The organism is Pseudomonas sp. GZD-222, from assembly GCF_049310525.1.
Lineage (GTDB): Bacteria > Pseudomonadota > Gammaproteobacteria > Pseudomonadales > Pseudomonadaceae > Aquipseudomonas.
The window spans coordinates 116,883-143,223 of the sequence record NZ_JBMOWO010000069.1 but is presented as its reverse complement, the minus strand read 5'-3'; the positions used below and the strand labels follow the sequence as shown (position 1 = coordinate 143,223).

The 26,341-nt window shown below is 61.9% G+C and carries 25 protein-coding genes; 13 read left to right on the top strand and 12 right to left on the bottom strand.

Annotated elements, in window-relative coordinates; translation table 11 throughout:
* The first annotated feature begins 27 nt into the window (after positions 1–27).
* The 4 genes from ACO6VD_RS13010 to ACO6VD_RS12995 all read left to right on the top strand — a co-directional run bounded on the left by ACO6VD_RS13010 (position 28) and on the right by ACO6VD_RS12995 (position 5,326).
* Positions 28–1,608 (top strand): aldehyde dehydrogenase (NADP(+)), encoded by a 1,581-nt coding sequence (locus ACO6VD_RS13010; RefSeq protein ID WP_422419585.1) that lies wholly within the window; start codon positions 28–30, stop codon positions 1,606–1,608.
* A gap of 16 nt (positions 1,609–1,624) precedes the next feature.
* Positions 1,625–2,683, top strand: coding sequence for an Ldh family oxidoreductase (locus ACO6VD_RS13005; RefSeq protein WP_422419583.1), 1,059 nt, complete (start codon positions 1,625–1,627; stop codon positions 2,681–2,683).
* Positions 2,684–2,703: 20 nt separating this feature from the next.
* A complete protein-coding gene (locus ACO6VD_RS13000; protein ID WP_422419581.1) occupies positions 2,704–3,921 on the top strand; it encodes a fumarylacetoacetate hydrolase family protein in 1,218 nt (405 codons plus the stop codon).
* 91 nt (positions 3,922–4,012) lie between these two features.
* Positions 4,013–5,326: an MFS transporter gene (locus ACO6VD_RS12995; RefSeq protein WP_422419579.1), complete on the top strand. Its 1,314-nt coding sequence runs from the start codon at positions 4,013–4,015 to the stop codon at positions 5,324–5,326.
* Between the two features lie 185 nt (positions 5,327–5,511).
* Here the strand turns inward: ACO6VD_RS12995 and ACO6VD_RS12990 are convergent, their stop codons facing one another.
* The gene (locus ACO6VD_RS12990) at positions 5,512–6,516 is read right to left on the bottom strand and encodes a hypothetical protein (RefSeq protein WP_422419578.1); all 1,005 of its coding nucleotides are present in this window, start codon (positions 6,514–6,516) and stop codon (positions 5,512–5,514) included.
* A 188-nt stretch (positions 6,517–6,704) separates the two neighbouring features.
* Between ACO6VD_RS12990 and ACO6VD_RS12985 the strand changes: the two genes are divergently transcribed.
* From ACO6VD_RS12985 to ACO6VD_RS12975, 3 genes are all read left to right on the top strand, one after another.
* The gene (locus ACO6VD_RS12985) at positions 6,705–7,709 is read left to right on the top strand and encodes a helix-turn-helix transcriptional regulator (protein WP_422419577.1); all 1,005 of its coding nucleotides are present in this window, start codon (positions 6,705–6,707) and stop codon (positions 7,707–7,709) included.
* 170 nt (positions 7,710–7,879) lie between these two features.
* Positions 7,880–8,692: a class I SAM-dependent methyltransferase gene (locus ACO6VD_RS12980; protein ID WP_422419575.1), complete on the top strand. Its 813-nt coding sequence runs from the start codon at positions 7,880–7,882 to the stop codon at positions 8,690–8,692.
* Between the two features lie 49 nt (positions 8,693–8,741).
* Positions 8,742–10,073, top strand: coding sequence for a DUF1214 domain-containing protein (locus ACO6VD_RS12975; RefSeq protein ID WP_422419573.1), 1,332 nt, complete (start codon positions 8,742–8,744; stop codon positions 10,071–10,073).
* 15 nt (positions 10,074–10,088) lie between these two features.
* Here ACO6VD_RS12975 and ACO6VD_RS12970 read toward each other — a convergent pair whose 3' ends face one another.
* Complete coding sequence (locus ACO6VD_RS12970) at positions 10,089–11,201, bottom strand: acyltransferase family protein (protein ID WP_422419572.1); 1,113 nt, start codon at positions 11,199–11,201, stop codon at positions 10,089–10,091.
* 213 nt (positions 11,202–11,414) lie between these two features.
* Here ACO6VD_RS12970 and ACO6VD_RS12965 point away from each other — a divergent pair, with 213 nt between their 5' ends.
* On the top strand, positions 11,415–12,110 hold the full coding sequence (locus ACO6VD_RS12965) for a tRNA (adenine(22)-N(1))-methyltransferase (protein WP_422419570.1): 696 nt from the start codon (positions 11,415–11,417) through the stop codon (positions 12,108–12,110).
* 53 nt (positions 12,111–12,163) lie between these two features.
* Here ACO6VD_RS12965 and gltS read toward each other — a convergent pair whose 3' ends face one another.
* Positions 12,164–13,378, bottom strand: coding sequence for a sodium/glutamate symporter (gene gltS, locus ACO6VD_RS12960; RefSeq protein ID WP_422419569.1), 1,215 nt, complete (start codon positions 13,376–13,378; stop codon positions 12,164–12,166).
* A 107-nt stretch (positions 13,379–13,485) separates the two neighbouring features.
* Positions 13,486–14,349 carry a diguanylate cyclase domain-containing protein gene (locus tag ACO6VD_RS12955; protein ID WP_422419568.1) on the bottom strand — a complete coding sequence of 288 codons (864 nt, stop codon included), beginning with the start codon at positions 14,347–14,349 and terminating at the stop codon, positions 13,486–13,488.
* Positions 14,350–14,570: 221 nt separating this feature from the next.
* Here ACO6VD_RS12955 and ACO6VD_RS12950 point away from each other — a divergent pair, with 221 nt between their 5' ends.
* The 3 genes from ACO6VD_RS12950 (at position 14,571) to ACO6VD_RS12940 (ending at position 18,677) form a co-directional block, all read left to right on the top strand.
* Positions 14,571–15,083, top strand: coding sequence for a sigma-70 family RNA polymerase sigma factor (locus ACO6VD_RS12950; protein WP_422419566.1), 513 nt, complete (start codon positions 14,571–14,573; stop codon positions 15,081–15,083).
* A gap of 4 nt (positions 15,084–15,087) precedes the next feature.
* On the top strand, positions 15,088–16,035 hold the full coding sequence (locus ACO6VD_RS12945; protein ID WP_422419565.1) for a FecR domain-containing protein: 948 nt from the start codon (positions 15,088–15,090) through the stop codon (positions 16,033–16,035).
* A 116-nt stretch (positions 16,036–16,151) separates the two neighbouring features.
* A complete protein-coding gene (locus tag ACO6VD_RS12940) occupies positions 16,152–18,677 on the top strand; it encodes a TonB-dependent siderophore receptor (RefSeq protein WP_422419563.1) in 2,526 nt (841 codons plus the stop codon).
* Positions 18,678–18,680: 3 nt separating this feature from the next.
* Here the strand turns inward: ACO6VD_RS12940 and ACO6VD_RS12935 are convergent, their stop codons facing one another.
* From ACO6VD_RS12935 to ACO6VD_RS12925, 3 genes are read right to left on the bottom strand one after another with little or no spacing between them, the layout of a single operon-like run.
* Positions 18,681–19,904 (bottom strand): amidohydrolase family protein, encoded by a 1,224-nt coding sequence (locus ACO6VD_RS12935; RefSeq protein ID WP_422419562.1) that lies wholly within the window; start codon positions 19,902–19,904, stop codon positions 18,681–18,683.
* 60 nt (positions 19,905–19,964) lie between these two features.
* Complete coding sequence (gene cynS, locus ACO6VD_RS12930; RefSeq protein ID WP_422419560.1) at positions 19,965–20,435, bottom strand: cyanase; 471 nt, start codon at positions 20,433–20,435, stop codon at positions 19,965–19,967.
* 29 nt (positions 20,436–20,464) lie between these two features.
* Positions 20,465–21,124 (bottom strand): carbonic anhydrase, encoded by a 660-nt coding sequence (locus tag ACO6VD_RS12925; protein ID WP_422419558.1) that lies wholly within the window; start codon positions 21,122–21,124, stop codon positions 20,465–20,467.
* Positions 21,125–21,235: 111 nt separating this feature from the next.
* On the opposite strand from ACO6VD_RS12925, the gene cynR reads away from it, so the two are divergent.
* Positions 21,236–22,123 carry a transcriptional regulator CynR gene (gene cynR, locus ACO6VD_RS12920; RefSeq protein WP_422419556.1) on the top strand — a complete coding sequence of 296 codons (888 nt, stop codon included), beginning with the start codon at positions 21,236–21,238 and terminating at the stop codon, positions 22,121–22,123.
* Between the two features lie 15 nt (positions 22,124–22,138).
* On the opposite strand, the gene ACO6VD_RS12915 is transcribed toward cynR, so the two are convergent.
* Positions 22,139–22,744, bottom strand: a complete 606-nt coding sequence (locus ACO6VD_RS12915) for an NAD(P)H-dependent oxidoreductase (protein ID WP_422419554.1) — start codon at positions 22,742–22,744, stop codon at positions 22,139–22,141.
* 91 nt (positions 22,745–22,835) lie between these two features.
* Between ACO6VD_RS12915 and ACO6VD_RS12910 the strand changes: the two genes are divergently transcribed.
* Positions 22,836–23,459 carry a TetR/AcrR family transcriptional regulator gene (locus tag ACO6VD_RS12910; protein WP_422419552.1) on the top strand — a complete coding sequence of 208 codons (624 nt, stop codon included), beginning with the start codon at positions 22,836–22,838 and terminating at the stop codon, positions 23,457–23,459.
* Positions 23,460–23,533: 74 nt separating this feature from the next.
* Here the strand turns inward: ACO6VD_RS12910 and ACO6VD_RS12905 are convergent, their stop codons facing one another.
* The 4 genes from ACO6VD_RS12905 to ACO6VD_RS12890 form a co-directional block, all read right to left on the bottom strand.
* Positions 23,534–24,415 carry a universal stress protein gene (locus ACO6VD_RS12905; RefSeq protein ID WP_422419550.1) on the bottom strand — a complete coding sequence of 294 codons (882 nt, stop codon included), beginning with the start codon at positions 24,413–24,415 and terminating at the stop codon, positions 23,534–23,536.
* Positions 24,416–24,492: 77 nt separating this feature from the next.
* Positions 24,493–25,074: an HD domain-containing protein gene (locus ACO6VD_RS12900; protein WP_422419548.1), complete on the bottom strand. Its 582-nt coding sequence runs from the start codon at positions 25,072–25,074 to the stop codon at positions 24,493–24,495.
* A 115-nt stretch (positions 25,075–25,189) separates the two neighbouring features.
* The gene (locus ACO6VD_RS12895) at positions 25,190–25,747 is read right to left on the bottom strand and encodes a helix-turn-helix domain-containing protein (RefSeq protein ID WP_422419547.1); all 558 of its coding nucleotides are present in this window, start codon (positions 25,745–25,747) and stop codon (positions 25,190–25,192) included.
* Positions 25,748–25,749: 2 nt separating this feature from the next.
* Positions 25,750–26,334, bottom strand: coding sequence for a CGNR zinc finger domain-containing protein (locus ACO6VD_RS12890; RefSeq protein ID WP_422419545.1), 585 nt, complete (start codon positions 26,332–26,334; stop codon positions 25,750–25,752).
* Positions 26,335–26,341 lie beyond the last annotated feature (7 nt).

Here is a 26,341-nt window from a genome sequence, read left to right as displayed (position 1 = left end):
CTGCACCCTTTTTGAGGCGAAAAGCACATGCACGTTAACGGATACAACTTCATTGCCGGCCAGCGCAGCGCCCTGGGCGACACCCTGGTCTACAGCGTCGACGCCCACACTGGCGAGCAATTGCCCGGTGCCTTCCATCAAGCCACCCTGGCGGAAGTCGATAACGCCGTGGCAGCGGCCAGCGCTGCGTTCCCGCTGTTTCGCAACCTGGCGGCAACCCGCCGGGCGGAATTTCTCGAAGCCATTGCCGACGAACTCGACGGCCTGGGCGAAGATTTCATCGCCTTGACCTGCCAGGAAACCGCACTGCCCAGCGCCCGTATCCAGGGTGAGCGCGGCCGTACCAGCGGTCAGATGCGTTTGTTTGCCCAAGTGCTGCGTCGTGGCGACTTCTATGGCGCGCGCATCGACCGCGCGCTGCCGAGCCGTACGCCATTGCCGCGGCCCGACCTGCGTCAGTACCGCATCGGTGTCGGCCCGGTGGCGGTGTTCGGTGCCAGCAACTTCCCGTTGGCATTCTCCACCGCCGGTGGTGACACCGCTGCTGCACTGGCGGCAGGTTGTCCGGTGGTGTTCAAGGCCCACAGCGGCCACATGGCCACCGCCGAGCGCGTGGCCGAGGCGCTGATCCGCGCCGCTGAGCGCACCGGCATGCCGGCCGGGGTGTTCAACATGATCTTCGGTGGCGGCGTCGGTGAGGCGCTGGTCAAGCATCCCGGCATTCAGGCGGTGGGCTTTACCGGTTCGCTCAAAGGCGGGCGTGCGCTGTGCGACATGGCGGCGGCGCGGCCGCAACCGATTCCGGTGTTTGCCGAGATGTCGAGCATCAACCCGGTGCTGGTGCTGCCCCAAGCCCTGGCCAATCGCGGCGCGCAAATGGCCAAGGAGCTGACCGCCTCGGTGGTGCAGGGCTGTGGCCAGTTCTGCACCAACCCCGGTCTGGTCCTGGGCATCCGCTCGCCAGCCTTCAGTGCCTTTATCGAGCAACTGACCGGGCACATGGCCGAGCAGATGCCACAGACCATGCTCAACGCCGGCACCTTGAGCAGCTATGGCAAAGGCTTGCAGGCGCTGTTGGCGCACCCGGGCGTGAAGAAACTGAGTGGCCTGGCACAGAAAGGCAATCAGGCGCAGCCACAACTGTTCGAGGCCGATGTCAGCCTGCTGCTGGATCAGGATGAACTGCTCCAGGAAGAAGTCTTCGGCCCGTGCACGGTGGTGGTCCAGGTCGCGGACGAGGTTGAACTGTTGCACGCCGTCGGCGCCTTGCGTGGCCAGCTGACCGCCACGCTGCTGGCCGACGAGGCAGACCTGGCAGCGTTCGGCCAACTGTTCGGTGCACTGGAAGTGAAGGTCGGCCGGGTGCTGCTCAATGGCTATCCGACCGGTGTCGAGGTCTGCGATGCAATGGTCCACGGCGGGCCGTACCCAGCGACCTCCGATGCCCGTGGTACCTCGGTCGGCACCTTGGCCATCGATCGCTTCCTGCGTCCGGTGTGCTACCAGAACGTGCCCGATGCCTTGCTCCCCGCGGCCTTGCAGAACGCCAACCCGCTGGGCATCCAGCGCCTGGTCGATGGCAAGCACAGCGCTGCGGCCCTGGACTGATTACGGAGGCATTGGCATGACAGAAGCCAGACGCTACGACGCGCAGACACTTACCACGTTCGTCGAGCAGCTGTTTGAAACAGCCGGCGCCGATAGCGAGGTCGCCCGAGTGGTGACCCGCGTCCTGCTCGAAGGCGAGCTGCTCGGCCATCGTACCCACGGCCTGAACCTGGTCAGCCGCTATATCGGTGGCATGCGGGCAGGGCAGGTCAAGGCCAGCGCCAGCCTGCTCGAGCAGGTTTCGGACAGCGGTATTTCGGCGCTGTTCGACGGTCACTATGTGCTCGGCCCGTACTGTGTCAGCCGCGCCCTGGACTGCGCGGCCAAGGGCGCCACGCAGCAGGGCATCGGCATTGCCGTGGTGCGTCGTGCTGCGCACATCGGTTGCCTCGCCGCTTACTTGAAGCCGTTCACCGACCGCGGCCTGGTGGCCATGGTGTATTCCTCGGACCCGTCGGTGGGGCTGGTCTGTGCCCACGGCGGCATCGACCCGATCTACACGCCCAACCCGATTGCCGCCGGCATTCCTACCGGCGGCGAGCCGATCCTGCTGGATGTGAGCATGTCCACCGTGACCCTGGGCCTGGTCGGCCAGTGCCGCGAGGCCGGCCGCACCCTGCCGCACCCGGTGCTGATGAGCAACGACGGGCAACTGAGTGACGATCCCGGCGATTTTTTCACCACGCCACCAGGCAGCATCCTGCCGTTGGGTGGTCGGGAATTCGGCCACAAGGGCTTTGCCCTGGCGCTGCTGGTCGAGGCCCTGACCTCCGGGCTGGCGGGTCATGGGCGCAAGGACGCGCCCGATCAGTGGGGCGCTTCGGCGACGGCGGTGGTGATCGATCCGCGCTTTTTTGGCGGGCTGGAGGCGTTCACCGCAGAAACCTCGTTCCTCGGCCAACTGATCCTCGCCAGCCGCCCGGTGGACCCCGAACGCCCGGTGCGCCTGCCCGGACAGACCGGTTTGAAACTGCGCAAGCACGCCCTGAGCGAAGGCTTGAGCTTGGCACCGCAGCTGGTTGATGAACTCGACCAGCTGGCCGCGCAGTTGCAACTTCCTGCACTTTCACAATGACTGACAACAAGAGTGCCGACATGACAGAGCAATCGAACGCAAACGTGCCGCTGCAATTGAGCAACGATGCGGCAGTATTCAATACCGGTACCTGGGTCGGACGTGTCTGGCTGCCGGAGCAGGGCCCGGCGGTGGTGCTGGTCAAGGCCGGTGCCGTGCACGATATCAGCACCCATGTGGCGACCGTTTCGGCGTTGCTTGAAGTGGCCGATCCGGTGGCCTACCTGCGTGGGCTGCCGTTGGGCCACGCCTTGATCGAGTTACCGGCGCTGCTGGACAACAGCGACCCGAACCAGCGCGACGCGCAGTTGCCGTGGCTGTTGGCGCCGATCGATCTGCAGGCGGTCAAGGCCGCCGGCGTGACCTTCGCCGCCAGCCTGCTGGAGCGTGTGGTAGAAGAGCAAGCCAAAGGTGACCCGGCCAAGGCCGAGGCGATTCGCGACACCCTGGCCAGCCGCATCGGCGCCGACCTGTCGCAGATCGTCCCGGGGTCGGCTCAGGCCGAGGCGTTGCGCAAGGTTCTGGTGGAGCAGGGCTTGTGGTCGCAGTATCTGGAAGTGGGCATTGGCCCGGACGCTGAAGTCTTCACCAAGGCCCAGCCGTTGTCGGCGGTCGGCCAGGGCGCCGACATCGGCATTCATCCAGGATCGAGCTGGAACAACCCGGAACCGGAAGTGGTGCTGGCGGTGTCGAGCAGCGGCTGTATTCATGGCGCTACCCTCGGCAACGACGTCAACCTGCGCGATTTCGAAGGGCGCAGTGCCTTGCTGCTGTCCAAGGCCAAGGACAACAACGCCTCGACCTCGCTCGGGCCGTTGCTGCGCCTGTTCGACGAAACCTTCAGCCTCGATGACGTGCGTAACGCCGACGTCGACCTGCGCGTCGAAGGTGAGGACGGCTTTGTCCTCCAGGGCCGCAGCTCGATGCGCCAGATCAGCCGCGACCCGCTGGACCTGGTGCAGCAGACCCTCAACGAAAATCATCAGTATCCCGACGGCCTGGTGCTGTTTCTCGGTACCCTGTTCGCCCCCAAACAGGACCGCGACCAGCCGGGCAATGGCTTCACCCATAAACGTGGCGACGTGGTGAGCATCAGCAATGCGCAACTGGGCACCCTGTGCAACCGGGTGACCACCAGCAACCAGGCACCCCGGTGGGACTTCGGCCTGCGTGCGCTGATCGCCAGCCTGAGCCGGCGTGGCCTGCTCGACGCGGCGGTAACGGCGCGCCAGCCCTGATGATGTGTATGCCCCAAGGATGAGTGTGTCACCGATTGAAGGATCGCCCAGGCGTTGAAAACGCTGCAACAATAATAATAAAGGCCCTCAGATGAACGCACTGAAGAAGTATCAAAGCATCACGGTTGTCTTCTTGCTATTGATCGGCATCGTCAACTACCTGGACCGTAGTGCCTTGTCGATCGCCAATACCTCGATCCAGAAAGACATGATGATCAGCCCGTCGCAGATGGGCATCCTGTTGTCGGCGTTCTCCATTGCCTACGCCTTTGCGCAGTTGCCGATGGGCATGATCATCGACCGCCTGGGCAGCAAGATCGCCCTTGGTGCATCGTTGCTGGCCTGGTCGGTGGCGCAGTCGGCGTTCGGCATGGTCAACAGCTTCGCCGGATTCATGGGCTTGCGGGTATTGCTGGGGATTGGCGAGGCGCCGATGTTTCCTTCGGCGGCCAAGGCACTCTCCGAGTGGTTCGACGCCAACCAGCGCGGCACGCCTACCGGCATCGTCTGGTCCTCGACCTGCCTGGGCCCGTGCCTGGCACCGCCGTTGCTGACGCTGTTCATGGTCAACTTCGGCTGGCGCGGGATGTTCATCATCACCGGCCTGCTCGGTATCGTCCTGGCCCTGTGCTGGCTGACCTTCTACAAGAGCAAGGCGCAGTACCTGGCCGAGCTGGCGGCCGAGGGCAAACCCTTGCCGAGCGAGGAAGCGGCACAAGTGCAGGCAGCCTCCCAGGCACCGAAGGCTTCGTATTTCGCCGGCTGGCTCGACCTGTTCAAGCACCGCAGCACCTGGGGCGCGATTCTGGGGTTCATGGGCGTGATCTACATGCTCTGGCTGCACCTGACCTGGCTGCCCGGTTACTTTGAGCGCGAGCATGGGCTGAACTTGTACAAGACCGCCTGGGTGGTATCGCTGGCTTATGGTTTCGGCGCGGTCGGCACCATTGTCGCGGGGCGCTTCTGTGACCTGCTCGTACGCCGCGGCATGAGCATCCTGGCCAGCCGCAAGTTCAGCGTGATCACCGGGCTGGTGCTGGCGGCGCTGTTCACCTTGCCGTTGTCGTACGTCAGCGGGTTGACTGGCTGCATCATTCTGCTGTGCCTGGCGCTGTTCAGCATCAACATGGCCAGTGCCACGGCGTGGATGATCGTCAACACCATCGTCGACAGCCGCCGGGTGGCCTCGTTCGGTTCGATCCAGAACTTCGGCGGCTACATCGCCGGATCCGTGGCACCGATCGTCACCGGCTTCAGCATCCAGTACTCGGGGTCGTTCAACACCGCCTTCATGATCAGTGCGATCGTGGCGCTGTGTTCGGCGCTGGCCTACTTCCTGTTGCTCAAGGCGCCGATCGGCAGTGCCGAGCCTGTGCCTGAGCATATCGTCGGGGTGACTGAGTAGGTCAGTTGTGACCGAACGCATGGCTGGCTGTGCGTTTCGGTAATACCTGTGGGAGCTGGCGCTAGCCGGCGATCGACCGCACAGCGGTCGCAAAACCCGGCTGCGGTTTGTTGTGGTCTGCAGCGGCCCCTCGCCGGCTTCGCCAGCTCCCACAGGTTCAAGGTAGCCAGGTCATCTGTAGCGGATTACCGCTTACGCGCCTTTGCCAGCATCTCATCCAGCTGCGCAATCAGATCGTCTGCATCCACCTCGTGCCATTCCCCGGCCTCGGCCTCGGCGATCATCTGCACCAGCTCAGGGCTATATTCCTCCCCACACTCAGCCGGCTCAGCCCCCAGGTCATAACCGATCATGAACAACGCTTGTTCGAGGGCGCGCAGGGTCTGTGCCGGGGTGGCGCCTTGGCGGAAGCGGCTGGCCGCCGTCAGCGGATGTGCGGCTACCTGTGCCAGCACAAAACTGGCGTTGATGTTCCAGCGCGCATGGTGCGCACCGGCACGCAAGCGTTTGAAACGTAGCGAGCCGGTACTCGGATTGCGACGCTTGGGCGCCAGCGAGGACTCGCTTTCCTTGGCGGCGGCCCAGGGGAAATCAAGCGCCGCCGGGACCTTGCCGAGGCCTTCCGCCTGGCAGTACTTCACCACCAGCAAACCGAGGGCCGCCGCCACACGGCTGTCGTAGATAACGAAGTCCGGGCAGATCAGCGAATAGATCTTGGTCATCCCCGAGTTGAAACGCAGCGCCTTCGAGCGCAGTACCGGCGCCGTCGGGTCCTGATTGATCAGCGCCGCCTTGACCTCCAGCAGCATGTGCGCCAGGCCTGCCTCGTTAGCCTTGAGCCACTCGCCGTTGTGCGCCGTGACGCCGCCCCAGGCCATGACATCGAGCGCGGCCTGCAACATCAGCGCATCGTCGCTGCCTGCGGCCAGCAGGTCGTCGCGCAAGGCGTCCAGCGCTTTTGCATTGCTGGCCGAACACAGCCCGGGCGCAAACCCCAGGCGGTTGTTGCCCGGATGATTCCAAGCGTAGGCCTGGTAAGCGCCATAGAGGCTGTCGCAAGACCAGATCATGCCCGAGCGCCGATCAATATAGGCGTGCTTGATCAAGGTCGGGGACTCGAGTTCGCCCGCCAGCCATTCAATGAATTCGGCGACGTGGGGCAGGGTGGCGTAGGCGACTTTGGACTTCATGAACGGCTCCTGTGGGTTGGCGGCTGTAATCGCAGAATTGCGTGCCAACGAGGAGATGCTATCTTTTGTCAGAACCACTTTTTGTCCCTATGGTGATGTCTTTGGCAGGTCAGCGCACGTACACCGAAATTCACTATGAAGAACGCCGATCGGCCCTGCGAAAAATCCTCCAGCGCGAAGGGGTGCCGATGTCGACCGCCGACCTGCATGTGGCGGTGACCAAATGGCACGATACCAGCTACCACATTAAAACCACGCGCCTCGACCTCAAGGCCCTGACCACCGCGACGCTGGTGGCACCAGCGCAGAGCCCCAGCCCGAAATCGAAATACTGGAAGCTGGGCCGAGGCAGTTTCGATCTGGCGCTCTCGCCGTCGGAATCGATGACCCTGACGGCAATCTTCCAGCATGCCGATCGCTTCGGATTTCGCACCGAGACCGAGCAGTTGACCAAGCTGCGCGATTACGCCAGCTCGGCGATCCTTACCCAGGCCACGCGCAACCTGGTCGCCGAAGGGCGGATCACTACCGGCACGCGCTTCACGGTGCTGCAGCCGGGCAACTACGCCAGCGAGCATCTGGCGACCATTCAGGAGGCGATGCTGGCGGACTGCGACCTGGAGGTTGTGTACCGGCCCAGGGATGCCGGTGATGTCCCGTGTACCTACCACCTCAAGCCCTTGATGCTCTCCTACCAGGACTCGAACGTTTACCTCTCGGCTTTCATCGCCAGCGAAACCTGGCCACAGGGCCATGAACCTGAACCGGGCACACCACGCGGCAAGTACAGCAGCAACGGCCCCGGCAAGACCTGCGCGTTGATGCTGCACCGCATGCTCGGCGTACGCACGACGTTCCTGAAAATACCTGATCAAGCCGCTTTTGATGCGGGTTCGCTCGCCGTGCAGAAAGACCTGATGACCCTCCACGGTGACAAGCGCATCCACTTGCAACTGCGCCTGAGTCCGAACCTGCTCAACCGTTTGACCGAGAACCCTCTGGATGAACATCAGCAGGTATGCACGGACGCGCAGGGCGGGACACTTGAGTGCCACATCCTCGACTCCCAGGGGCTGCGCCTGTTTCTGTTGAGCAATGCCGCCGATATCGAAGTTCTGGCGCCTGCGCACTTGCGTGAGCATGTGCGCCAAACCCTGCAGACAGCGCTACAGCGGTATCAGAACAGCCCGTGACGGGCTGGCCTCGGTACTTTATTTCCAAGGGCTATATGTATGTAGCCAACGGGTCTTGCGCCAAACACGGCGCTGCTTGCCGCTTTGCGGGGTTAGCGTTTAGCTAGTCGATGGTGTGGGCTCCCCACTGGGGTAACCCGTTCGATCAAGCCGATAACCAGGTGAAGACGATGAGCACACCCGTGGATCTGAAAGCCTTGAAAGCGCGCCAGCAAGCTGCATGGGCCAGCGGCGACTACGCGGTGATTGGCACGACCTTGCAGCTGGTTGGCGAACGATTGGCCGAAGCCTGCGACTTGCGCTGGGATGAAAAGGTCCTTGATGTGGCGGCTGGCAACGGCAACGCCACCCTTGCCGCAGCTCGGCGCGGTTGTCAGGTGACCTCCACTGATTACGTGCCCGAGCTGCTCAAACGAGGAGAAGAGCGCGCCCGGGCCGAACACCTGAACGTCGTGTTCCAGGGCGCCGATGTCGAAGCGCTGCCGTTTTCCGACGGCGCCTTCGATGCGGTTATCTCGACCTTCGGGGTGATGTTCGCTCCCGATCAGGCGCAGGCGGCGAGTGAACTCGGCCGGGTGTGCCGCTCGGGTGGGCGGATCGGTCTGGCAAACTGGACACCCCAAGGTTTCGTCGGGCAAATGTTCAAGACTCTGGGGCGCCATGTTCCACCGCCTGCCGGAGCGCTGCCGCCCTCGCGCTGGGGCGATGAAGAACAGCTGCGCGAGCTGTTCGGTGGCAACATCGGCGCGCTGAATGTCAGCCGCCAGCATTTCAATTTCCGTTATCGCTCGCCGGCGCATTTCATCGAGGTGTTCAGGACCTGGTATGGCCCGGTGCACAAAGCCTTTGCCTCGCTGGAAAGTGACGCCGCCGCGGCGCTGGAAAAGGACCTGACGCAGCTGCTCAACGACAACAATGTGGCAGGCACCTCGTCGCTGGTGGTGCCGAGTGAATACCTGGAGGTAGTCATCAGCCGACGCTGACCCCGACCTGATTGTCCTGGGACTGTCACGCACTTGGGCGAGGTATGTAATGGCTCGGCAAACAACTTCGGGCGTAGTGGCGTACACCGCGATGGTCTGCTTCTGGGCAGGCCACGGCCTGGCAGCGGCAGCGCCTCCGCTTGATGATCAAGCCATTGCCGATAGCTATATCTATCTGCTCGGCCGTTTACACGTCACGCGCCAACAGCAACTCGATTTCAAGGAAGGCTTCAAGTGGAACGTGCTTGTGCATCGCGAACCCGGCGCGGTGGACTGGCCGAACCCCAACCTGGATGTCGCCTATTCCGAGGCCTGGGTGGCGGTGGATGAGAGCAGCTGCACGATCGTCACGGTGCCGCAAATCCAGGGCCGCTACTTTACCGTTCAGTTCCTGAACGGGTGGGGCGAGACGCTGGCCAACATCAATGAACGGCTTTTCCCCCAACAGCCCTATGGCGAGTTTGCCGTGTGCTTGCGCGGAGCCAAGGTTCAACTGCCCGAGAGCGTGACCCATCGCATCGATTTACCTGTCAGGCATTCGCGCATCCTGACCCGCATTGCGTTGAGCAACGATCGGGACGGCGCCATTGCCTTGCAGCAGCAGTTCAAGCTCACTGCCACCGGCAACCCGAAACTACCGGAGATCCCTGCAACGCCGATCTTCGAGCTGGAAAAATTGCCGGGGGTAGAAGCGTTCGACGCCGCCAACGTGGCGCTGGACAGCGAGCCCGATTTGAATCCCGGTCTTGAAGGCATTCAGCAGACCGTGCGGAGCGTTGCCGCGGCAATCCAGGACCCCGCGCAGCGGACTCGCGTCGACCAGGTGATTCACAGCGTGGCCTTCCCGGCGTTTGCCAAAGCCGGGGAAATCATCGGGCATGGAACGGTGCAAAACGGCTGGGCCCGTCCCGGTGTCGTCGGCGAGTACGGGCTCGACTATGTCGCGCGAACCCTGGTCAACCACGGCGGTATCTGGGCCAACATTAAGCCCGAAGTGCTGTACTACCGTGGCGGCAGTGATGCGTCAGGCGCGGAACTGAAGGGCGACAATGTCTACACGATGACGTTTCCGGCCGACGCGTTACCCACGCGGTTTGCCAAGTACTTCTGGTCCGTGATCGCCGTCGATAGCTTACGTTTCCGCGTGCTGCCGAACCCGATGAAGCGCTACCTGCTGAATGAGCAGACCCACCCGACAGCAAACCCGGATGGATCGCTCACCCTGTACTTCGCCGCAGAGAAACCGACCGCCGCGCCAGAGGGGAACTGGCTGCCGACACCCAAAGGTTCGACTTATCGCCTGACCTTGCGTTTTTACGGTCCACTGGACGGAGTGGCCAACGGCACCTACTACCCACCGTCGTTGGTCAAACGCCAGTGATTCGCTGCAACAGGATCAGTTCGACGTTACGTCTGGTTGTGGGACGGCTGTGTCAGTGCGCTTGAACTTGATGCGCCTGCTCCAGGCGATTGCCGGGCGTTCGAAGAGGACGTAGGCGATGGCGGCAAAGAGGATGCAAGTGGCGATTATCAGCACGGTAGCCAGCAGGTCCGAGGCGATGCTAGTCGGCATGAAACGCCGGAAAACCCGCATGAACGAGCCTGTCACCGGTGAGTGAAACAGATACAGGCTGTAGGAGATCAAGCCGATCTTTTGCACCGGGTAGCTGGAGACAAAGCCCAGCGTGGCGGATTTGGTCACCAGGAAGCAGAACGCAATGCCGGTCAATCCAGCCGCCATCGCGAAGGTATTGTTGCTGGCAACACCGATCAGCAGCACCACCGCGCTGTAGCCCACGGCAATGTAGCGGCTTTGCGCTGTGCCGTTTAGCGCTTGCGCGCACAGTACCCCGGCCATGAAGCTGAACCAGAAGCCGATAAACCCACCTTGCCAGCCGATCGACTGAACCAGCCCGGTGGGCCATAGCAGCGCCAACAGGGCACTGCTCCAGATCGCCAGGCTTCGGGCGTTGAAAGTCTGATTGCCTCTGGCTTGATCAGCCAGCCACAGCAGCAGGGCAAAGGCGATGTAGAACTGCACCTCGACACACAGCGTCCAGAACACCGTCATGATGTTGTTGATACCCAGGAAACCTTGCAGAAACAGCAAGTGCCCGAGAATGTCGGTGATGCTGGGTATCGCGATATCGCTTTGCCCGAACATGTGTTTGGTGGCAATCACCGATACACCCAGGGCAACGGCTGCATAGTAGGGCGGGGCCAGGCGTACAAAGCGACGGGCAACAAAATTGGCAGCGTTCACCCTGTTCATGGGCACGTTGAAGGTGGTGGCCGCCATGACGATGCCGCTCAACACGAAAAAGATCGGGACGCCCAGGTGGCCGGCGTCAAACACTGCAGTTTTCACCCAGCCGGGAATGGCGGCAAGCAGGGTCGGAATGTGATTGCCTTCGGACATGTGATACAGAACCACCCAAAAGGCGGCAAAGCATCGTAGTGCGTCAATCAGGGCGAGACGATGTTTGTCGTCCGTGGTGATTCCACCCATCCCGTCTCTCCTTGCGCGTGCTGCAGATGTCGATCAGAAAGATCGATCACTGAGCCGAAAGCTTAGCAGTTGGAATGGCCTGTCAAGGTTGCCAACCTGGCCGCCGCTTGGTGACCCTGGTCGCAGAAATTTGAAATGCATGGCGTAGCCCGCTAGAGTCGCGCCCCGATCCGGCCAGTGCTGCCGGGTGTTCGAGGTGAGAAGGGGCCACAGGTGAACCAACAGACATTGTCCAAGCGCCTGGAGCGCGTGGCGGCGCATGTGCCAGCCGCTGCGCGCCTGGCCGATATCGGCTCGGACCACGGCTACTTGCCGGTAGCGTTGATGCGCCGTGGTGCGATTGCCGCGGCGGTGGCCGGGGAGGCGGCCTTGACGCCGTTCCGTTCGGCCGAACGTAGCGTGCGCGAGAACGGTCTGGAGCAGCAGGTCAGCGTGCGTCTGGCCGATGGCCTGGCGGCTATCGAGGCGGCAGACGCCATCACTGCGATTAGTATCTGTGGCATGGGCGGCGAGACCATCCGCGACATACTCGACAGCGGCAAAGCCCGCCTGAGCGGCCAGGAGCGCCTGATTCTGCAGCCCAACGGCGGCGAGCAGCCGCTGCGCCAATGGCTGATGGCCAATGGCTACCGCATCCTCAGTGAGGAAGTACTGCGGGAAAACCGCTTCGACTACGAAATCATCGTCGCCGAGCGGGCTGGACCGGTGCAGTACACCGCCGAGGAACTGTACTTCGGCCCGCTGCAACTGCAGGCCCGCAGCCCGGCGTTCCTGCTCAAGTGGCAGCGCTTGTTGAAGCTCAAGCAGAAAACCCTGAACAACTTCGCCCGGGCGCGGCAGGTGGTGCCTGAGGAGAAGGTGCAGGACATCGCCCGCCAGGCGCAGTGGATCACCGAACTGCTGGCCTGAGCGATTGATGCCGCTGACCCAGGGGCTGCGCTCAGCCTGAACGCCCAGGCGCGCTAAAGACCACTGAACATGCCGATGATCAGCGCATTGACCAAGTCAATGAAAAAGCCGCACACCAGCGGCACGATCAGAAAGGCCTGGTGGGCCGCACCGTATTTTTGCGTCACGGTGGTCATGTTGACGATCGCCGTCGCCGTCGAGCCCAGGGTAATCCCGCCGAATCCGGACGCAATCACGCTGGCTTCGTAATTGCGACCCATGCAGCGGAACACCACAAAGTAGGTATAGAGAACTGTCAGCAGCACTTGCAGAGACAAGGCGCAGAGAATGAACAGCAACGCGCCGCTGAGCTGCCATAACTGCAGGCCCATCAAGGCCATGGTCAGGAACATGCCCAGACAGATATCCGAGATCAGTGCCAGGCCCAGGCTGGCGCCGCTCCAGGTTTTCAGGCGCTTTTCACCCACCACGGCGAGTACGACGTGATGGATGACGATGCCAGCAAACAGGCAGCTGACGAACTTCGGCAGGGTGATACCGGCATCCACCAGCAGCAGGTTGAGCCCGTAGCCGAGCATCAGCGTCAGGTTGAGCCACATCCAGGCCCAGAGCACGTCGTAGTAGTTCACGGCATTGCTCGGTTGATGTTCGAGAATGCCGACTTCCAGCGCCGCATCCCTGGACGGTGTCAGTTGATAACGGCGGATCAACTGGTTGGCGATGGGGCCGCCGATCACGCACGCGGCAATCAGGCCGACAGTGTTGCTGGCGATGCCCAGTTCATGGGCATTACTGATGCCGAGTTTTTCGACGAACAGCGGCGCCCAGGCCAGGGTGGTGCCAACCCCACCGGTGAGGGAAATGGAACCGACCATCAGCCCCGCCTTGGGATCGAGCCCGAATACTTCGGCCAAGCCCATCCCCAGGGTGTTTTGCAGGACGATGAACACACTGGCCAGCAACAGCAGGATCAGTAGCGGGCGCCCACCTTTGAGCAACTGGCGTATGTCCGACTTCAAGCCAATGCCGGCAAAGAAATACAGCAGCAAGGTGTCGCGAACCTGTAGATCGAATTCGATCTGGATATTCAGGCCGAAGTACAGAAGGCTGGTAACCGCCGCACAGACGAAACCGCCGACAACCGATTCGGGAATGCAGTATTGGCGCAGCAGGGTACTGTGCTGAACAAGGGTTTTGCCGAGGAAAAGCAGAAGAATGGCGAGGGTAAAACTCACAAGACCGTGAACGGGGAAGAGCTGGGAGGTCATCTAGGCCTACCTTGGAATCCGAAAAACACATTATCAGGATTCGGCTGTCGTCCGTTCTGGCTCAAGTCAATGAATGATGAATGCGGCATGGCCGTGAGGCAGATCCTTCACCCCGCCACAGAACGGCGTCTTTTGATCCGGTACATATCGCCATCGGCATGGCTGAGCAGTGCGTCGGCATCCACGCCATGCTTGGGGTAGAAGGCCACACCGACACTGCAGGTCGGCATGTTGATCCCGCCAAACTCAGCGCCCAGCGGCTCGGCCATGGTCGCGAGAATCTGTTCCACCTTCGCGCCTACGTCTTCTTCGGAGTGGATATCGGTCAACAGCACGGTGAATTCATCGCCACCCATGCGCGCTACGGTGTCCGTCTCGCGCACGCAGCTTTCCAGGCGTCGGGCAATCATGCAGAGCACCCGGTCACCCATGGCATGCCCATGCACATCATTGACGCCCTTAAAGTCATTGATATCCAGAAACAGCAACGCCACCGTGCTGTTGTGGCGGTGTGCCGCGTGCAGGGCCGAGTCCAGCCGGTCGTTGAAAATCGAGCGGTTGGTCAGTCCCGTCAGAGGGTCATGATGGGCCAGGAAGCGCAGTTCATCCTCGGCCTGCCTGAGCGCCGTCACGTCCCGTGCGACGCCGATCCGCGCACCGACCTCTTCGGACCAGAACGCCGCCCAGAGGATGTGCACGACACCACCGTCCTTGCGGATATAGCGGTTACGGAAATCGACGTGGGAGTGACCATTCATGACCCGCACAATCGAGGCCCGGGTAACGTTCAGGTCGTCAGGATGGATGTAGTCGGTGATCGGCGTGCCGGTCAGCTCGACGGCACGGTAACCGAGCAAGGCTTCACAGGCATCACTGACAAATACGATCTGGTTGTCCCTGTCGACCACGAAGACCGTGTCCAGCATCAGATGGATCAGTTTGGGATAAAGCGCTTGTAGGTCAACGGGCATAGGCCAGGGAATCCCAGGTCATGTGGCTGGATCATGGCTCGCTCGCGCCGGGCGGCGGGGGAGTCAGCCCTGTACAGTACTCACACGTTACCAAGAACGAAAGCGTAGCTTATCGGCTGCGTGCTACCCGTAGCGCAATGCCCGTGCAATCGGCAGCGCTTGCAAAGAGCGGTCGGGATGCTCGAGAATTAATGATAGTTATTCTCATCGGTTATGATCCCATGCCTTCAGACTCCCAAACGACGCCTCAGGACACCGTCGGTGCCTTGTATCTGGAGCATCATGACTGGCTGCGCCATTGGTTGCGCAAGCGCATGGCCTGCGCCGAGACGGCGGCAGACCTGGCTCATGACACCTTCGTGCGGCTATTGGCCAGTCGTCGTGCGTTCGACCTGCGACAGCCGCGCGCCTACCTGAGCAGCGTAGCGCGCAGCATCCTCATCGACAGCTACCGCCGGCGCACGTTGGAGCAGGCCTATCTGGAAACGCTGGCCGCGCAGCCCGAAGGCGTGGAGGTCTCGGCCGAGACCCGCGCGATCATCCTCGAAACCCTGGTGCAGATAGACGCCATGCTCGACGGCCTCGGACCACGCACGCGGACCATCTTCCTGTTGGCCCAGCTCGACGGCCTGACCTACGTGGAGATTGCCCGGCGTATGGACCTCTCCCTGACCACGGTGAAAAAGCATGCCGCGCGGGCGCTGACCCACGTGCTGCTGCACATGGAAGGCTGACACCATGACCTACGCCCTGAGCCGGGACGTTCTGGAGGCGGCCGCGCGCTGGTACGTGGAGCTGAGCTGCGCGCCAGCTGATGCCGCGCTTGAACGCGAGCACCGCCGCTGGCTCGCTGCAGACCCTGCGCATTGCGCAGCCTGGGAGCGTGTCGCACTGCTCAGGGAGCGTCTGGAGCGGATTACACCGGGTGTCGGCGAACGCACGCTGAACACGGCCTTCGCCCGCCGCCGCGCCACCCTGAAGGTCCTTGGTGTGTTGCTGATGACCGGAGGCACAGGGTGGCTCGGCTGGCAGCAGACACCGGTGCGCGCGCTGTTTGCCAGTGTGCAAAGCGGTGTCGGCGAACAACGTCGGCTCACCCTGGATGACGGCACGCAGCTAGCGCTCAACACCAACAGTGCAGTGAACATTCGCTACAACCTGCAGGTACGCAACATTGAGCTGGTGCAGGGCGAAATCGCCGTGCACAGCGCTGCGGACAGCCTGCTGCGGCCATTGCTGGTACACACGGCCAGCGGCTCGGTACAGGCGCTGGGCACGCGTTTCGTCGTGCGCGAGGAGGAGCAGGGCACCGCAGTCACTGTGCAAGAGCATGCCGTGGCGGTGCGCCCGCTGCTGGCGCCGGATCAGCCCACGCGCATCGAAGCGGGACAGCGGGTACGTTTCGACCGCGCCCGAACCGGCCCGGTGACGGCTGCTCAAGGCCATGAGGATGCCTGGACTGGCGGCATCCTGATCGTCAGCGATTGGCGCCTGGAGGACTTCATCGCCGAGCTTTCGCGCTACCGCAGCGGCCACCTGGGCTGTGCGCGGGAAGTCGCTGCGCTACGGATTTCCGGTGCTTTCCAGCTCGCCGATACTGATGCGGTGTTGCGCAATCTGAGTTCCACGCTGCCGGTAGCGATCCGCCGCTTCAGCCGGTTTTGGGTCAGCGTGGAGTCGGCCTGAACCGCGGCGCAAATTGTTCGCACCAGGGGTTATCGATTTCCTTTCTCATTCGACTTGGTCTGTGACAGCGCTGCAGACGCCCTCACAAACCCCGTTATCTGGTGAAAGGAACGACCATGCTACATCCCCTGTTTCCGGCCCGACGCTCGTGTGCAGCGACGTTGCGCAGCGCTATTGGCCATGGACTATTCGCCAGTCTGCTGGCGCTGCCGACGCTGGCCATGCTGCCTGTAGTGACGGCGCAAGCCGTCGAGGCGAGACAAGAAAAACTGCAGTTCGCTATTCCAGCAGGCTCGCTGGAAGCTGCGTTGAACCAGTTCGCCGCGACCGCGAAAACCAGCGTTTCCTATGATCCGAAACTGGTCAGTGGCCTGAGCAGCCGAGGCCTGAGCGGCCAGTTCTCGAGCGAAGAAGCGCTGCGGGCATTGCTCGATGGCTCCGGCCTGCAAATGGTCAACCTCGCCGAGGCTGGCTATTCGCTGGAGCCCAAGCAAATCCCGCTTGGCGCCAATGTGCTGGAAATGAGCGAGACGCTGATCGTCGGTCAGGGCATGGGCGAGATGACCGAGAACAGCAACTCCTACACACCAGGGCTGACCAGTGTCGGGTCGAAGACGCCTATGTCGCTGCGCGAGACGCCGCAGAGTGTCTCGGTGATTACCGCCCAGGCCATCAAGGATCGGCAGATTACCAACCTGGGCGATGCCATGCGCAGCGCGCCGGGAATCACGGTAAAGAACTTCAACTTCCGCAAGCCACGCTTCTACTCGCGGGGCTTCGAGATCAAGAACATCCAGATTGATGGTGCGGCAAGCCTTGATTCCAACGGCGGCTACTCCAATCACTTGTACAGCCTGACCGAGTTCGACCATGTCGAGGTGCTGCGCGGTTCAGCCGGTCTGTTCGGTGGTGTCGGCGATCCGGGCGGGATCATCAACCTGGTGCGTAAACGCCCGCTGCCCTATAACCAGCTCAAATTCGAAGCCTCGGCCGGCTCTTGGGACAACTACCGCTCGCAGATCGATGTCACCGGCCCGATCGGCTTCGACGGCGTCTTGCGTGGCCGCTTGGTCACCAGCTACACCGACCGCCAGTACTTCATGGACAATCGTGCGACAGAAAACCCCTCTGTCTACGGTGTGCTGGAGGCAGACCTGAGCCCCTCGACCATGATCACCGTTGGTGGCCGACTGGAGAAGAACAAGGAAACCGGTACCGGCGACGGCATACCGTTTTATGCCGATGGTTCGAGCGCCGGATTCAAGCGTAGCTACTGGCCGACCAGCAACTGGTCATACTCCGATCACGCGTCCAGCGAACTGTTCCTCAAACTCGATCATCAGTTCAACGACGACTGGAAGTTCAACTCATCGTTGACCCGCGTCTACGACACCGTGGAGAGCCAGGGCGCGTTCATCTACGGCAACATCAACAAGGACAACCTGCAAGGCCCGTACTGGGAGGGCAGCTACCAGCGTGCCAAGAGCGACCAGATGGTGCTTGACATGAACCTGTCCGGAAAGTTCGAGTTGCTCGGGCGCCAGCACGAATTCCTGTTCGGTGCCGATGGCCAGAAAATCAGCAGCCGCTGGCGTGGTGCGGATGGCATGAGCGGGCATTGGGGCTCCTACCTCACCGAGTGGGAAAAGGGCACGATGGACAAGAATTTCTGGCGTGACTACAACCCCAACAAGCGCAAGCAGTACGGCCTCTATTCAACCCTGCGCCTGCAATTGGCCGATCCTCTGAAACTGATTGTCGGCGCTCGTGCCACCCGATATTCGTTCGACCAGACCTACTCGATCAAAAACAAGACCACGAACGTCTGGGCCGACAAGGGCACCACCGATCATCGCGAGCCGACAAAACTGGTGCCATTCGGCGGCCTTGTCTACGACCTCGATGAGCAGTGGTCTGCTTACGTCAGCTACTCGGAAATCTTCAACCCGCAGGCGTTGTTCCAGAAGGGGCCGCTGCCCGGATCGCCGATGGCGCCCATGGTCGGCAAGACCTACGAAACCGGTGTGAAGGGCGAACTCTGGGACGGCGCGCTGAATGTGTCGGCGGCGCTGTTCTACTCCGAGCGCGACAATCAGGCCGTGCTGGATCCTCGCTACGCCCCTCAATCGGTGTTCTACGGCGGCAGCTGCTGCTATCTGGCGCGTGGTGAAGTCATCAGCAAGGGGGTGGATCTGGAAGTCAGCGGTGAGCTGCTGCCGAACTGGCAGGTCATGGCCGGCTACACCTTCAATCGCAATGAAGATAAAACCAACAAGGCGATTTTCAGCAGCGTCACACCCAAGCATCAGGCAAAGCTCTGGAGTACCTACGTCCTGCCGGCGGCGCTATCGGACTGGAAAATCGGCGGGGGGGCCACCGTGCAGAGCAGCAACTACGTAACCGGATCTATTGAGTACAACGGCCTGGACTACGTCGGCCCGACCGCGGTCAAGATGTCGCAAGGTGGCTATGCGGTTTGGGACGCGATGGCCGAGTATCAGATCGATACGCACTGGTCGGTCACCCTCAACGCGAACAACCTGTTCGACCGCAAGTACTGGGATACGCTGACGCATCCGGACTACGCCAACTACTACGGCACGCCGCGCAACTACATGCTGACCTTGCGCGGTGAGTTCTGATGCTCAGAACGCTATCGAACGCTGATACGCCGACGTCGCCACTACTTTTCCGCGCTTGAGTACCATCAGGCGCGCCGGCAGGTCGAGGATGACATCACTGACCGCGCGGGTGTCCATCAGCACCAGGTCGGCATCCTTGCCAGGCGCCAGGCCATAATGCTTCAGGCCCAGCGCTTTGGCCGGACGGGTGGTCAGCATCGACAATACCGTGGCCTGGTCATCCGCACCGCCCAGGTGGCAGGCCGGCAGCGCCAGTTGCGCAATGTTGAGCAGATCCCCGGTGCCATACGGGGTAAAGGCATTGCGAATGTTGTTGGTCGCCAGGCAGATGTTCACGCCGCCGTCACGCAGCGCCCGCACCGGCGTCAGTGAGCGGCGCACATTGTGGCTGTCGCCGCGGGCCCCGAGATGCAGATCGGTCGCGGGCAGGCACATGACGCTGATGTCGGCCTCGCGGAGCAGGGCAATGATCTCGCGTTGCTTCTGCGGCGTTGCCGCGCCCAGGCTGGTCAGGTGACCGACACAGACTCGCCCCTGATAACCTTCCTGGAGGGTCTTGTGCGCCAGGTATTCAATGGTCATGTGCTCGGCGTTGTCGGCAAAGTCCTGATGGAAGTCGATGTCTTTGCCATAACGCTTGGCCAGGCTGAAGACATAGTCGATGTGCTCATGGGCCGAGACATCGTTGTAGGGAATGCCACCGACCACATCGGCGCCTTTGTCCATGGCTTCGACCATCATGGCGTGCATGCCCGGCAGTTTCAGAATGCCTTCCTGGGGGAAGGCGACAACCTGGATATCAATGACGTCGCGGAATTTTTCGCGCAACTCCAGCACCACATCAAAGCCGGTGAAGCCCTGTGCCGGGTCGAACTCGGCGTGGGCACGCACATGGGTAGTGCCCGCCTGAACCAGTGCGCGCAGCACTTGAGTCGAGCGCTCGAGGATATCTTCGCGGGTCAGTGTCGGTTTCAGCTCTGCGGTAACGGCGATCGCCTCCTGCAGGGTGCCGGAGCGATTGGCCTTGCGGTGCATGACGTTGGCCTTTTCCAGATGCAGGTGGCCCTCGACAAAGCCCGGGATCAGGACATTGCCATTGCCCTGGATCTCCTGCGTGGCGGTGTGTGCAATGTTCGGGGCAATCTCGACGATTTTGCCGTTGTGCACGGCGACGTCCGTCAGCGCTTGGGCGTCGTCGATGCGTACCTTACGAAAGATCAAGTCCATGCCTTTGTTCCTCAGTGCAACCCGGCCACCTTGCGGCGGCCGGGCTGGTTCATCGGGCGATCAGAACGGTTTGGTCGGCAGGTACTTGCCATCCAGGGTGATCACGGCGCGGGAGCCGCCTTCCGGGTCTTCGACTTTCTTGATGTCGAGCTTGAAGTTGATGGCGCTGATGATGCCGTCGCCGAACTTCTCGTGGACCAGCGCTTTGAGCGTGGTGCCGTAGACCTGCAGCATCTCGTAGAAGCGGTAGATGGTCGGGTCGGTCGGCACGCGGTTGTCGATGCTGCCGCGCAGCGGCACGGTCTGCAGCAGCGCAACGGCGTCAGCGTCGAGGCCGAGTTTGTCACCGACTACCTCGGCGGCACTGCGCGGCAGCGGATGCTGGCCGAGCAGCGCGGCGGTGACGAAGGCTTCGGACAGGCCGGTGCCGTCGGTGATCTGGGCGAACGACAGGTCTTTGCGGGCCTTGGCCAGGAGAATGACGTCGGTCAGGGCGAGGCGAGCGTTCTGGCAGATTTGCGACTGGATCATGGGGTTATCTCCGTGGGTAAAAAAGGGCTTCAAGCGGCTTGCTTGGGGTTGTGGGAAACAGCGTGTGCGCCTGGGTTGTCGGCAAGGGACACAAACTTTGCGCTGCTGCCATCGAAGGCGTCGATGCGCCCGCTTTCGATGTCGTAGACCCAGCCATGCAGTGTCACGCGGCCCTCTTCGAGGGCGAGGCGCACCGAGGGATGGGTCTGGATATTGGCCAGCTGGGCGATCACGTTCTCGCGGACCATGGCCTCGACCTTGGCGTGCTGGTCGTGATGCGTGCGGGCTTCATTCACCACTCGGCCGGAGTCCGCATAGCGCAACCAGCCGGCCACTGCGGGCATGTGGTCGAGGCATGTGCAGGTGGCGATGGCGGTCATCGCGCCGCAGTCCGAATGCCCGCAGATCACCACGTCCGAGACCTGCAAGGCGGCGACGGCATACTCGACCGAGGCCGACACACCGCCTGGCTCTGGGCCGTAGGACGGGACGATGTTGCCGGCGTTGCGGATGACGAACAGATCGCCCGGCTCGCGTTGGGTGACCAGCTCAGGCACCAGGCGGCTGTCGGAGCAGGAGATGAACAGGGCACGGGGGCTCTGCTGATTGGCCAGGTCCTTGAACAGGGTGGCGCGCTCTGGAAAGGCGTCTCGTTGAAACTTAAGAAAACCGTCGATGATGTCTTTCATGCTTGTCTCCATTGGGTCGCGATGCGATGGAGTGAAGGTTACGTAGCGCATGACATAAGGTAAAAGTCTCATTTATGATCGTGCGCATCAGATAATCTTATGGGTACAGCCATGCTTGCACGACACATCCAGTACTTCCTTGCCGTGGCGGAACATCACAGCTTCACCCGCGCTGCGGCGGCCCTGCATGTCTCGCAGCCGGCCTTGTCGCAGCAGGTCCGGCAGCTGGAGGAAAGCCTCGGGGTACAGTTGTTCGATCGCTCAGGGCGTATTACGCGCCTTACCGATGCGGGGGAGGTGTACCTGGGCTATGCCCGTCGAGCCTCGCAGGCCCTGCAGGAAGGCGGCCGCGCCATCCACGATGTCGGCGACCTGAGCCGTGGTTCGTTACGCATTGCGCTGACGCCGACCTTCACCACCTACCTGGTCGGGCCGCTGGTCGAGGCCTTCCACAGCCGCTACCCGAACATCACCTTGAACGTGCGTGAAGTCGCGCAGGAATACATGGAGGAGCAGTTGCTGGCCGACGCGCTCGACGTCGGTATCGCGTTCGAAGAGCAGCACGCCGAGGACATCGACACCTACCCGCTGCTGACTGAGACCCTCGCCCTGGTGGTCGGCAGCAAGCACCCCCTGGCCCGTGAGCGCGCTATCAGCCTGGACGCGTTGAACGCGGAGTCGCTGATCCTGCTCAGCAGCGAATTCGCCACCCGCGAGCAGATCGACCGCTACTTCCGCCAGCACGGCATCCGTCCCCGGGTACAGATGGAGGCCAATGTCATCGGCGCGGTGATCGAAGTGGTGCGCAGAACCACGCTGTCGACCCTGCTACCCGCGACCATCGCGCGAGCCCACCCGGACCTGGTCGCCCTCGAGCTGGATCCGCGGCGACTGCAACGTACTGCGGTGCTCATGCAGCGCAAGAATGTCTATCAGACCGCGGCTGCGCGGGCGTTTATCGAGTTGGCCAGGGAGGTGGCGGCAGGCCTGGAAGAATAGTGACCTGGATGGGCGCTACGCGGTGGCGGGCGAGGCCTCGAACAACTTGCGCCCAAGTTGTTCTCCCGCCAGCAGGGCGATGCCTGGCTCCGCTGCTTCGGAGTCAAGCAAAAGGTCCGAGCTCAGCACTTTGGCGCCGCAGTAATCGAAGATACCGTGATCGATCTGAGTCTTCATCGCGGCGGCGTAGCCGTGTCGGCTGTAGGTGCCGGTGTCGGCACCGCCAATGCCGACGAGATGAACACGCAGGTGCTTTAAGTTTTTCACCAGTGGCGCCTCCGGGCGAAAGTCGAACGCCCAGCCATTGGAGAATACCCGGTCGATCCAGCCCTTGAGCAACGCCGGCATCGACCACCAGTACACCGGGAAGACCAGCACCAGGGCATCGGCACGGTCGATCCGGGCCTGCTCGGCGACGACATCTGCGGGAGGCATGGCCAGGCTGCGATGCACCGCCAGGTCGGCGGTGGAGAAACGCGGATCGAAACCCTGCGCCGTGAGGTCGGCAAGCTCAAACGTGTTTGCCGGGTCGGCCGCAACGAGGCCTTCACCGACGCGTGCGGCGACGCTATGGGTAAGCGAATGCGATTCGGGATGGGCGACAACAATGAGTGCATGCATGACAGGGCCTCTCAGAGCAGTTGAGGGAGTGTGGTGACGGCTATATACTTTCAGTAAGTTACCTTTGGTAAGTTACTTTTGGTACATAGTGATGTCAACCCGTGAAAACACATCCGCCAAGCCTCGCCGCCGATTGACCCGCGAGGACAGACTGCGCCAACTGCTGGAGACTGCCTGGCAACTGGTGCGCGACGAGGGCACCGAAGCATTGACCCTTGGTCGACTAGCCGAACAATCCGGCGTGACCAAGCCCGTGGTGTATGACCATTTCGGTACACGCTCAGGCCTGTTGGTGGCCCTGTACCAGGATTTTGATGCGCGCCAGACGCAACTCATGGACGCGGCTCTGGCAGTCGGCGAGCCGACCTTGCTCGGCAAGGCACAGGTGATTGCCGGCGCCTATGTCGATTGCGTGCTGCAACAGGGGCGGGAAATACCGGGCGTGATCGCCGCGTTAGCCAGCACCCCGGAACTCGAACGCACCAAGCGCGAGTACGAAAGTGTATTCCTGGACAAATGCCGACAGGCCTTTCAGCCCTTTGCCGGTACTGCAGGTTTGAGCGCCGCCAGCCTGAGGGCGATGCTCGGCGCGGCTGAAGCGCTATCGCAGGCGGCCGCTGGCGCAGAGATCAGCGCGGATCAGGCCAAGGACGAGCTAGTGGCCGTGATCGTCGCAATGGTCGAAAGGAGCGCTCGAACGCTTTCCACTGGCTGAGCCTGTCTGCCAGGACCTCATAGTGCAGCGGTTTTCGAGGACGCGCCTTCAGCGTCCTCGAAACGCCACACTACTTACAGCGACACCAGCACATCACACTGGGATTCATTGAGCACATGCTTGGTAACGCTGCCGATCAGCAACTCTTCCAGCGCGCTTTCACCCTGCTTGCCGACCACGATCAGGTCGCAGTCCAGCTCTTGCTCCTGCTCCTGCTCAACGATGCGCCAGGCGGCGTCACCGTGCACCACGATTTGCCGAGCATCGGCCAGCCCGGCGGTTTCGCTCAATGCCGCGAGTTGTTCCACGGCATCTTTGCGGATGACATTGCGGTAGTGGGTGAGGGTGTCCTGGTCAACATGGGCGAAGCGCATGCTGCCTTCGAATGGGGCTTCGTACACGTGCAGGAGGATGATTTCGGCCTGCGGGGCAACCGCTTTTGCCAGCTTGATGGCGCGCAGCGATGAAGGCGAAAAATCAACCGCAACCAGCACCCTGCGGTAGGCGTCGCGGGGCGCGTGTTTGACCACCAGCATCGGGCAGAGCATACGGCTGAGCATGCGTTGCACGGTAGAGCCGAGCAGCAGGCGCCGGGCCAGGCCCTGTCCCTTCGCCCCACACACCAACAGGTTGCTGTGTTTGTCCTGTACTACCCGGGTGATTTCCGTGACCACCGAGCCGGGCAGGGCCTGAACGCCAGCGGCGATGTCATAGCGCTGGAACAGCAGGTCGGCGTGTTGGTGGATTTTTTCCTGTGCAGTCTCCAGCGCGCGACCCAACAGGTCATCATCAGGTACCACCAGATGCTTGAGGCGCACGTAGGGGGCTGGATTGGCGACGTAGAGCAGATCCAGTGAAGCGTGCTGCGCCTTGCTCAAGAGTGCAGCGCGTTCTGCCGCGTTGCGGGCCGAGGGCGACAAGTCGGTGGCAACCAGTACGTGGTTCAACGAGGTCATCGTGGGTCTCCTTAACAGTGTCCGTTCCTTGTGTGCAGTCATCCTCTCGCGAACCATGGCCAGCGTTTTGATTTGTGTCAATGATGTGGGGGCGCTTGCGCGAGGATGGCCCGGGTGTCCTCGTCGAGCAGGCTGCGCAGTTGCTCAAACAGCGGATCGCTATCGGTGTATTTTTTGCCGTAGGCCAGGTTGAAGGCGTAATCGAAATCGGCGGGGTTCTTGCCCTGGTTGTGCTGCAGGATGGTCTCCAGCTTGTCCAGCGCCTTGACCGCTTTTGCCTCGGCTGACTGGGCGTTTTCGTAGTCATCCCAGAGCGCCAGAATCTCGGCTTTCAAGCCTTCATCCAGGGCGCTGGTCAGCAGCAGAAGGTCGTTTCTCTCTTGCTCGCTCTTGTCGGGAAACTCGGCTTTGCTGACGGCTGGAATGTCGCCATTGATGGCCTCGCCCAAGTCGTGAATCACGCACATCTTGAGGATTTTCAGCACATCGAGACCGGCCAGTTGATCGGCGAAAACGATGGCCATCAGGCACAGGCGCCAGCTATGTTCCGCGGTGCTTTCGGTGCGCCCGGAAGAGGTATGCGCGCTGCGCAGTACATCCTTGAGCTTTTCCGCCTCGCGCAGAAAGGTGAGGCGGCCTTTGATTTTTTCGATGTCCATGCATCCCCTGATTCAATCGGCGAAGGTTATGTGCGGCGGCACAGGGAATTCGCTGTTGCTGCCAGACTAGGTGCAGAGGGAGGCAGCGTCCACGCATAAAATATGCGTGCAGCCGTTAGAGCGTCTCGACCAAACGTGCTGCAGTGCCGTCCGAGAGCGGGATGCGTGTCCAGCGACAGCGGCCCTGGCTGATTGGCACGAGGGGCGAGTCATTGTTACCGGTGATGAACTCCAGCGCGGGGGGTGCGCAGGTTTCCCGCCATCCACACTCATTGAGCGCCAACTCCTTGCCAATGATCTCTGGCGTTGCAAAACGCCACAGCGAACGGCCCAGCAACTCGCTGACCGGGGTCGTGAACTGGGCTGCGCGGGCGGGGGAGCACGCCAGCAAACGGTGCGTCAGATCACAAATCAGATGAAGGGGGCGTGGGCTCTCCGTGACCAGCCTGGCCAGGACCTGATCGGCGGCAGCATCGAGGCGCGCGGCCAACAAGTGCTCAAGCTGTTTGTGGGCTGCCGGGTCCATCGCCTGCACGCCACTTTCCCAACGCGAAATGGTCGATTGGGTAACCTTGAACAACTCGGCGGCATGGGCTTGTTTGACGCGGTGCAACAGGCGCCAGCGGCGGAGTGAAATGCCAGGCAAGGCTGGCTTTAGCATCATGTCCTGCATTTTCAGGGTTTCTTCCTGGAACGAAAGGCCGCCACTTTCATGCGGTTGCCGCAGGTCGCCATGCTGCACCAGCGGCGGCGGTGGGATTTGGTCAGGTCATGGAAGAACAACACGCAGTCTTGCGCCTCGCATTGGCGGACGAACTCGAACTTGTCGCTGGTAACCAGGCTCACCAACGCCTCGGCCACAGGCTCTAGCAGGCTGGCCGGGCTGTTGTCCCGTGGCTGAAGGGCGACGCGAAACGCCCGCACTTCATCGTTCCATTCCAGCCGCCGCAGCGGACGGCCCGCTTCCAGCACCTGATTGATCACGCTGAGATCCACGGCAACGCCGTCTCTTGCGGCGTTGACTACTTGCCTTGAGCACTCGCGCAGCTGGCGGGCGAGGGCCAGCAGCCCCTGCGGGATCTGTGCGTCAGGCTGCGCGGGCAACTGGCCCGCCGCCTTCAGCCAGTCCAGCACGCTGTGGTCATCTGCAAGGCAGTCATGTCGCTGCTCTGCGACACCGTATTCCGTGTTGATGAAATCGAGGGCCAGGTTGTCAGCGACGAAGAGCGCACCCAAGGCGGTAGTGGTGGACGGATTCATATCGATC

Coding starts and splice junctions, on each gene's coding strand:
- ACO6VD_RS12945 (WP_422419565.1), top strand. CDS start 15,088: ATGACCTACGCCCTGAGCCGGGACGTTCTGGAGGCGGCCGCGCGCTGG.
- ACO6VD_RS12915 (WP_422419554.1), bottom strand. CDS start 22,744: ATGCATGCACTCATTGTTGTCGCCCATCCCGAATCGCATTCGCTTACC.
- ACO6VD_RS12905 (WP_422419550.1), bottom strand. CDS start 24,415: ATGACCTCGTTGAACCACGTACTGGTTGCCACCGACTTGTCGCCCTCG.
- ACO6VD_RS12900 (WP_422419548.1), bottom strand. CDS start 25,074: ATGGACATCGAAAAAATCAAAGGCCGCCTCACCTTTCTGCGCGAGGCG.
- gltS (WP_422419569.1), bottom strand. CDS start 13,378: ATGACCTCCCAGCTCTTCCCCGTTCACGGTCTTGTGAGTTTTACCCTC.
- ACO6VD_RS13005 (WP_422419583.1), top strand. CDS start 1,625: ATGACAGAAGCCAGACGCTACGACGCGCAGACACTTACCACGTTCGTC.
- ACO6VD_RS13000 (WP_422419581.1), top strand. CDS start 2,704: ATGACAGAGCAATCGAACGCAAACGTGCCGCTGCAATTGAGCAACGAT.
- ACO6VD_RS12975 (WP_422419573.1), top strand. CDS start 8,742: ATGGCTCGGCAAACAACTTCGGGCGTAGTGGCGTACACCGCGATGGTC.
- ACO6VD_RS13010 (WP_422419585.1), top strand. CDS start 28: ATGCACGTTAACGGATACAACTTCATTGCCGGCCAGCGCAGCGCCCTG.
- ACO6VD_RS12950 (WP_422419566.1), top strand. CDS start 14,571: ATGCCTTCAGACTCCCAAACGACGCCTCAGGACACCGTCGGTGCCTTG.
- ACO6VD_RS12955 (WP_422419568.1), bottom strand. CDS start 14,349: ATGCCCGTTGACCTACAAGCGCTTTATCCCAAACTGATCCATCTGATG.
- ACO6VD_RS12980 (WP_422419575.1), top strand. CDS start 7,880: ATGAGCACACCCGTGGATCTGAAAGCCTTGAAAGCGCGCCAGCAAGCT.
- ACO6VD_RS12910 (WP_422419552.1), top strand. CDS start 22,836: ATGTCAACCCGTGAAAACACATCCGCCAAGCCTCGCCGCCGATTGACC.
- ACO6VD_RS12895 (WP_422419547.1), bottom strand. CDS start 25,747: ATGCAGGACATGATGCTAAAGCCAGCCTTGCCTGGCATTTCACTCCGC.
- ACO6VD_RS12890 (WP_422419545.1), bottom strand. CDS start 26,334: ATGAATCCGTCCACCACTACCGCCTTGGGTGCGCTCTTCGTCGCTGAC.
- ACO6VD_RS12970 (WP_422419572.1), bottom strand. CDS start 11,201: ATGGGTGGAATCACCACGGACGACAAACATCGTCTCGCCCTGATTGAC.
- ACO6VD_RS12995 (WP_422419579.1), top strand. CDS start 4,013: ATGAACGCACTGAAGAAGTATCAAAGCATCACGGTTGTCTTCTTGCTA.
- ACO6VD_RS12935 (WP_422419562.1), bottom strand. CDS start 19,904: ATGGACTTGATCTTTCGTAAGGTACGCATCGACGACGCCCAAGCGCTG.
- ACO6VD_RS12940 (WP_422419563.1), top strand. CDS start 16,152: ATGCTACATCCCCTGTTTCCGGCCCGACGCTCGTGTGCAGCGACGTTG.
- ACO6VD_RS12990 (WP_422419578.1), bottom strand. CDS start 6,516: ATGAAGTCCAAAGTCGCCTACGCCACCCTGCCCCACGTCGCCGAATTC.
- cynS (WP_422419560.1), bottom strand. CDS start 20,435: ATGATCCAGTCGCAAATCTGCCAGAACGCTCGCCTCGCCCTGACCGAC.
- ACO6VD_RS12925 (WP_422419558.1), bottom strand. CDS start 21,124: ATGAAAGACATCATCGACGGTTTTCTTAAGTTTCAACGAGACGCCTTT.
- cynR (WP_422419556.1), top strand. CDS start 21,236: ATGCTTGCACGACACATCCAGTACTTCCTTGCCGTGGCGGAACATCAC.
- ACO6VD_RS12985 (WP_422419577.1), top strand. CDS start 6,705: ATGTCGACCGCCGACCTGCATGTGGCGGTGACCAAATGGCACGATACC.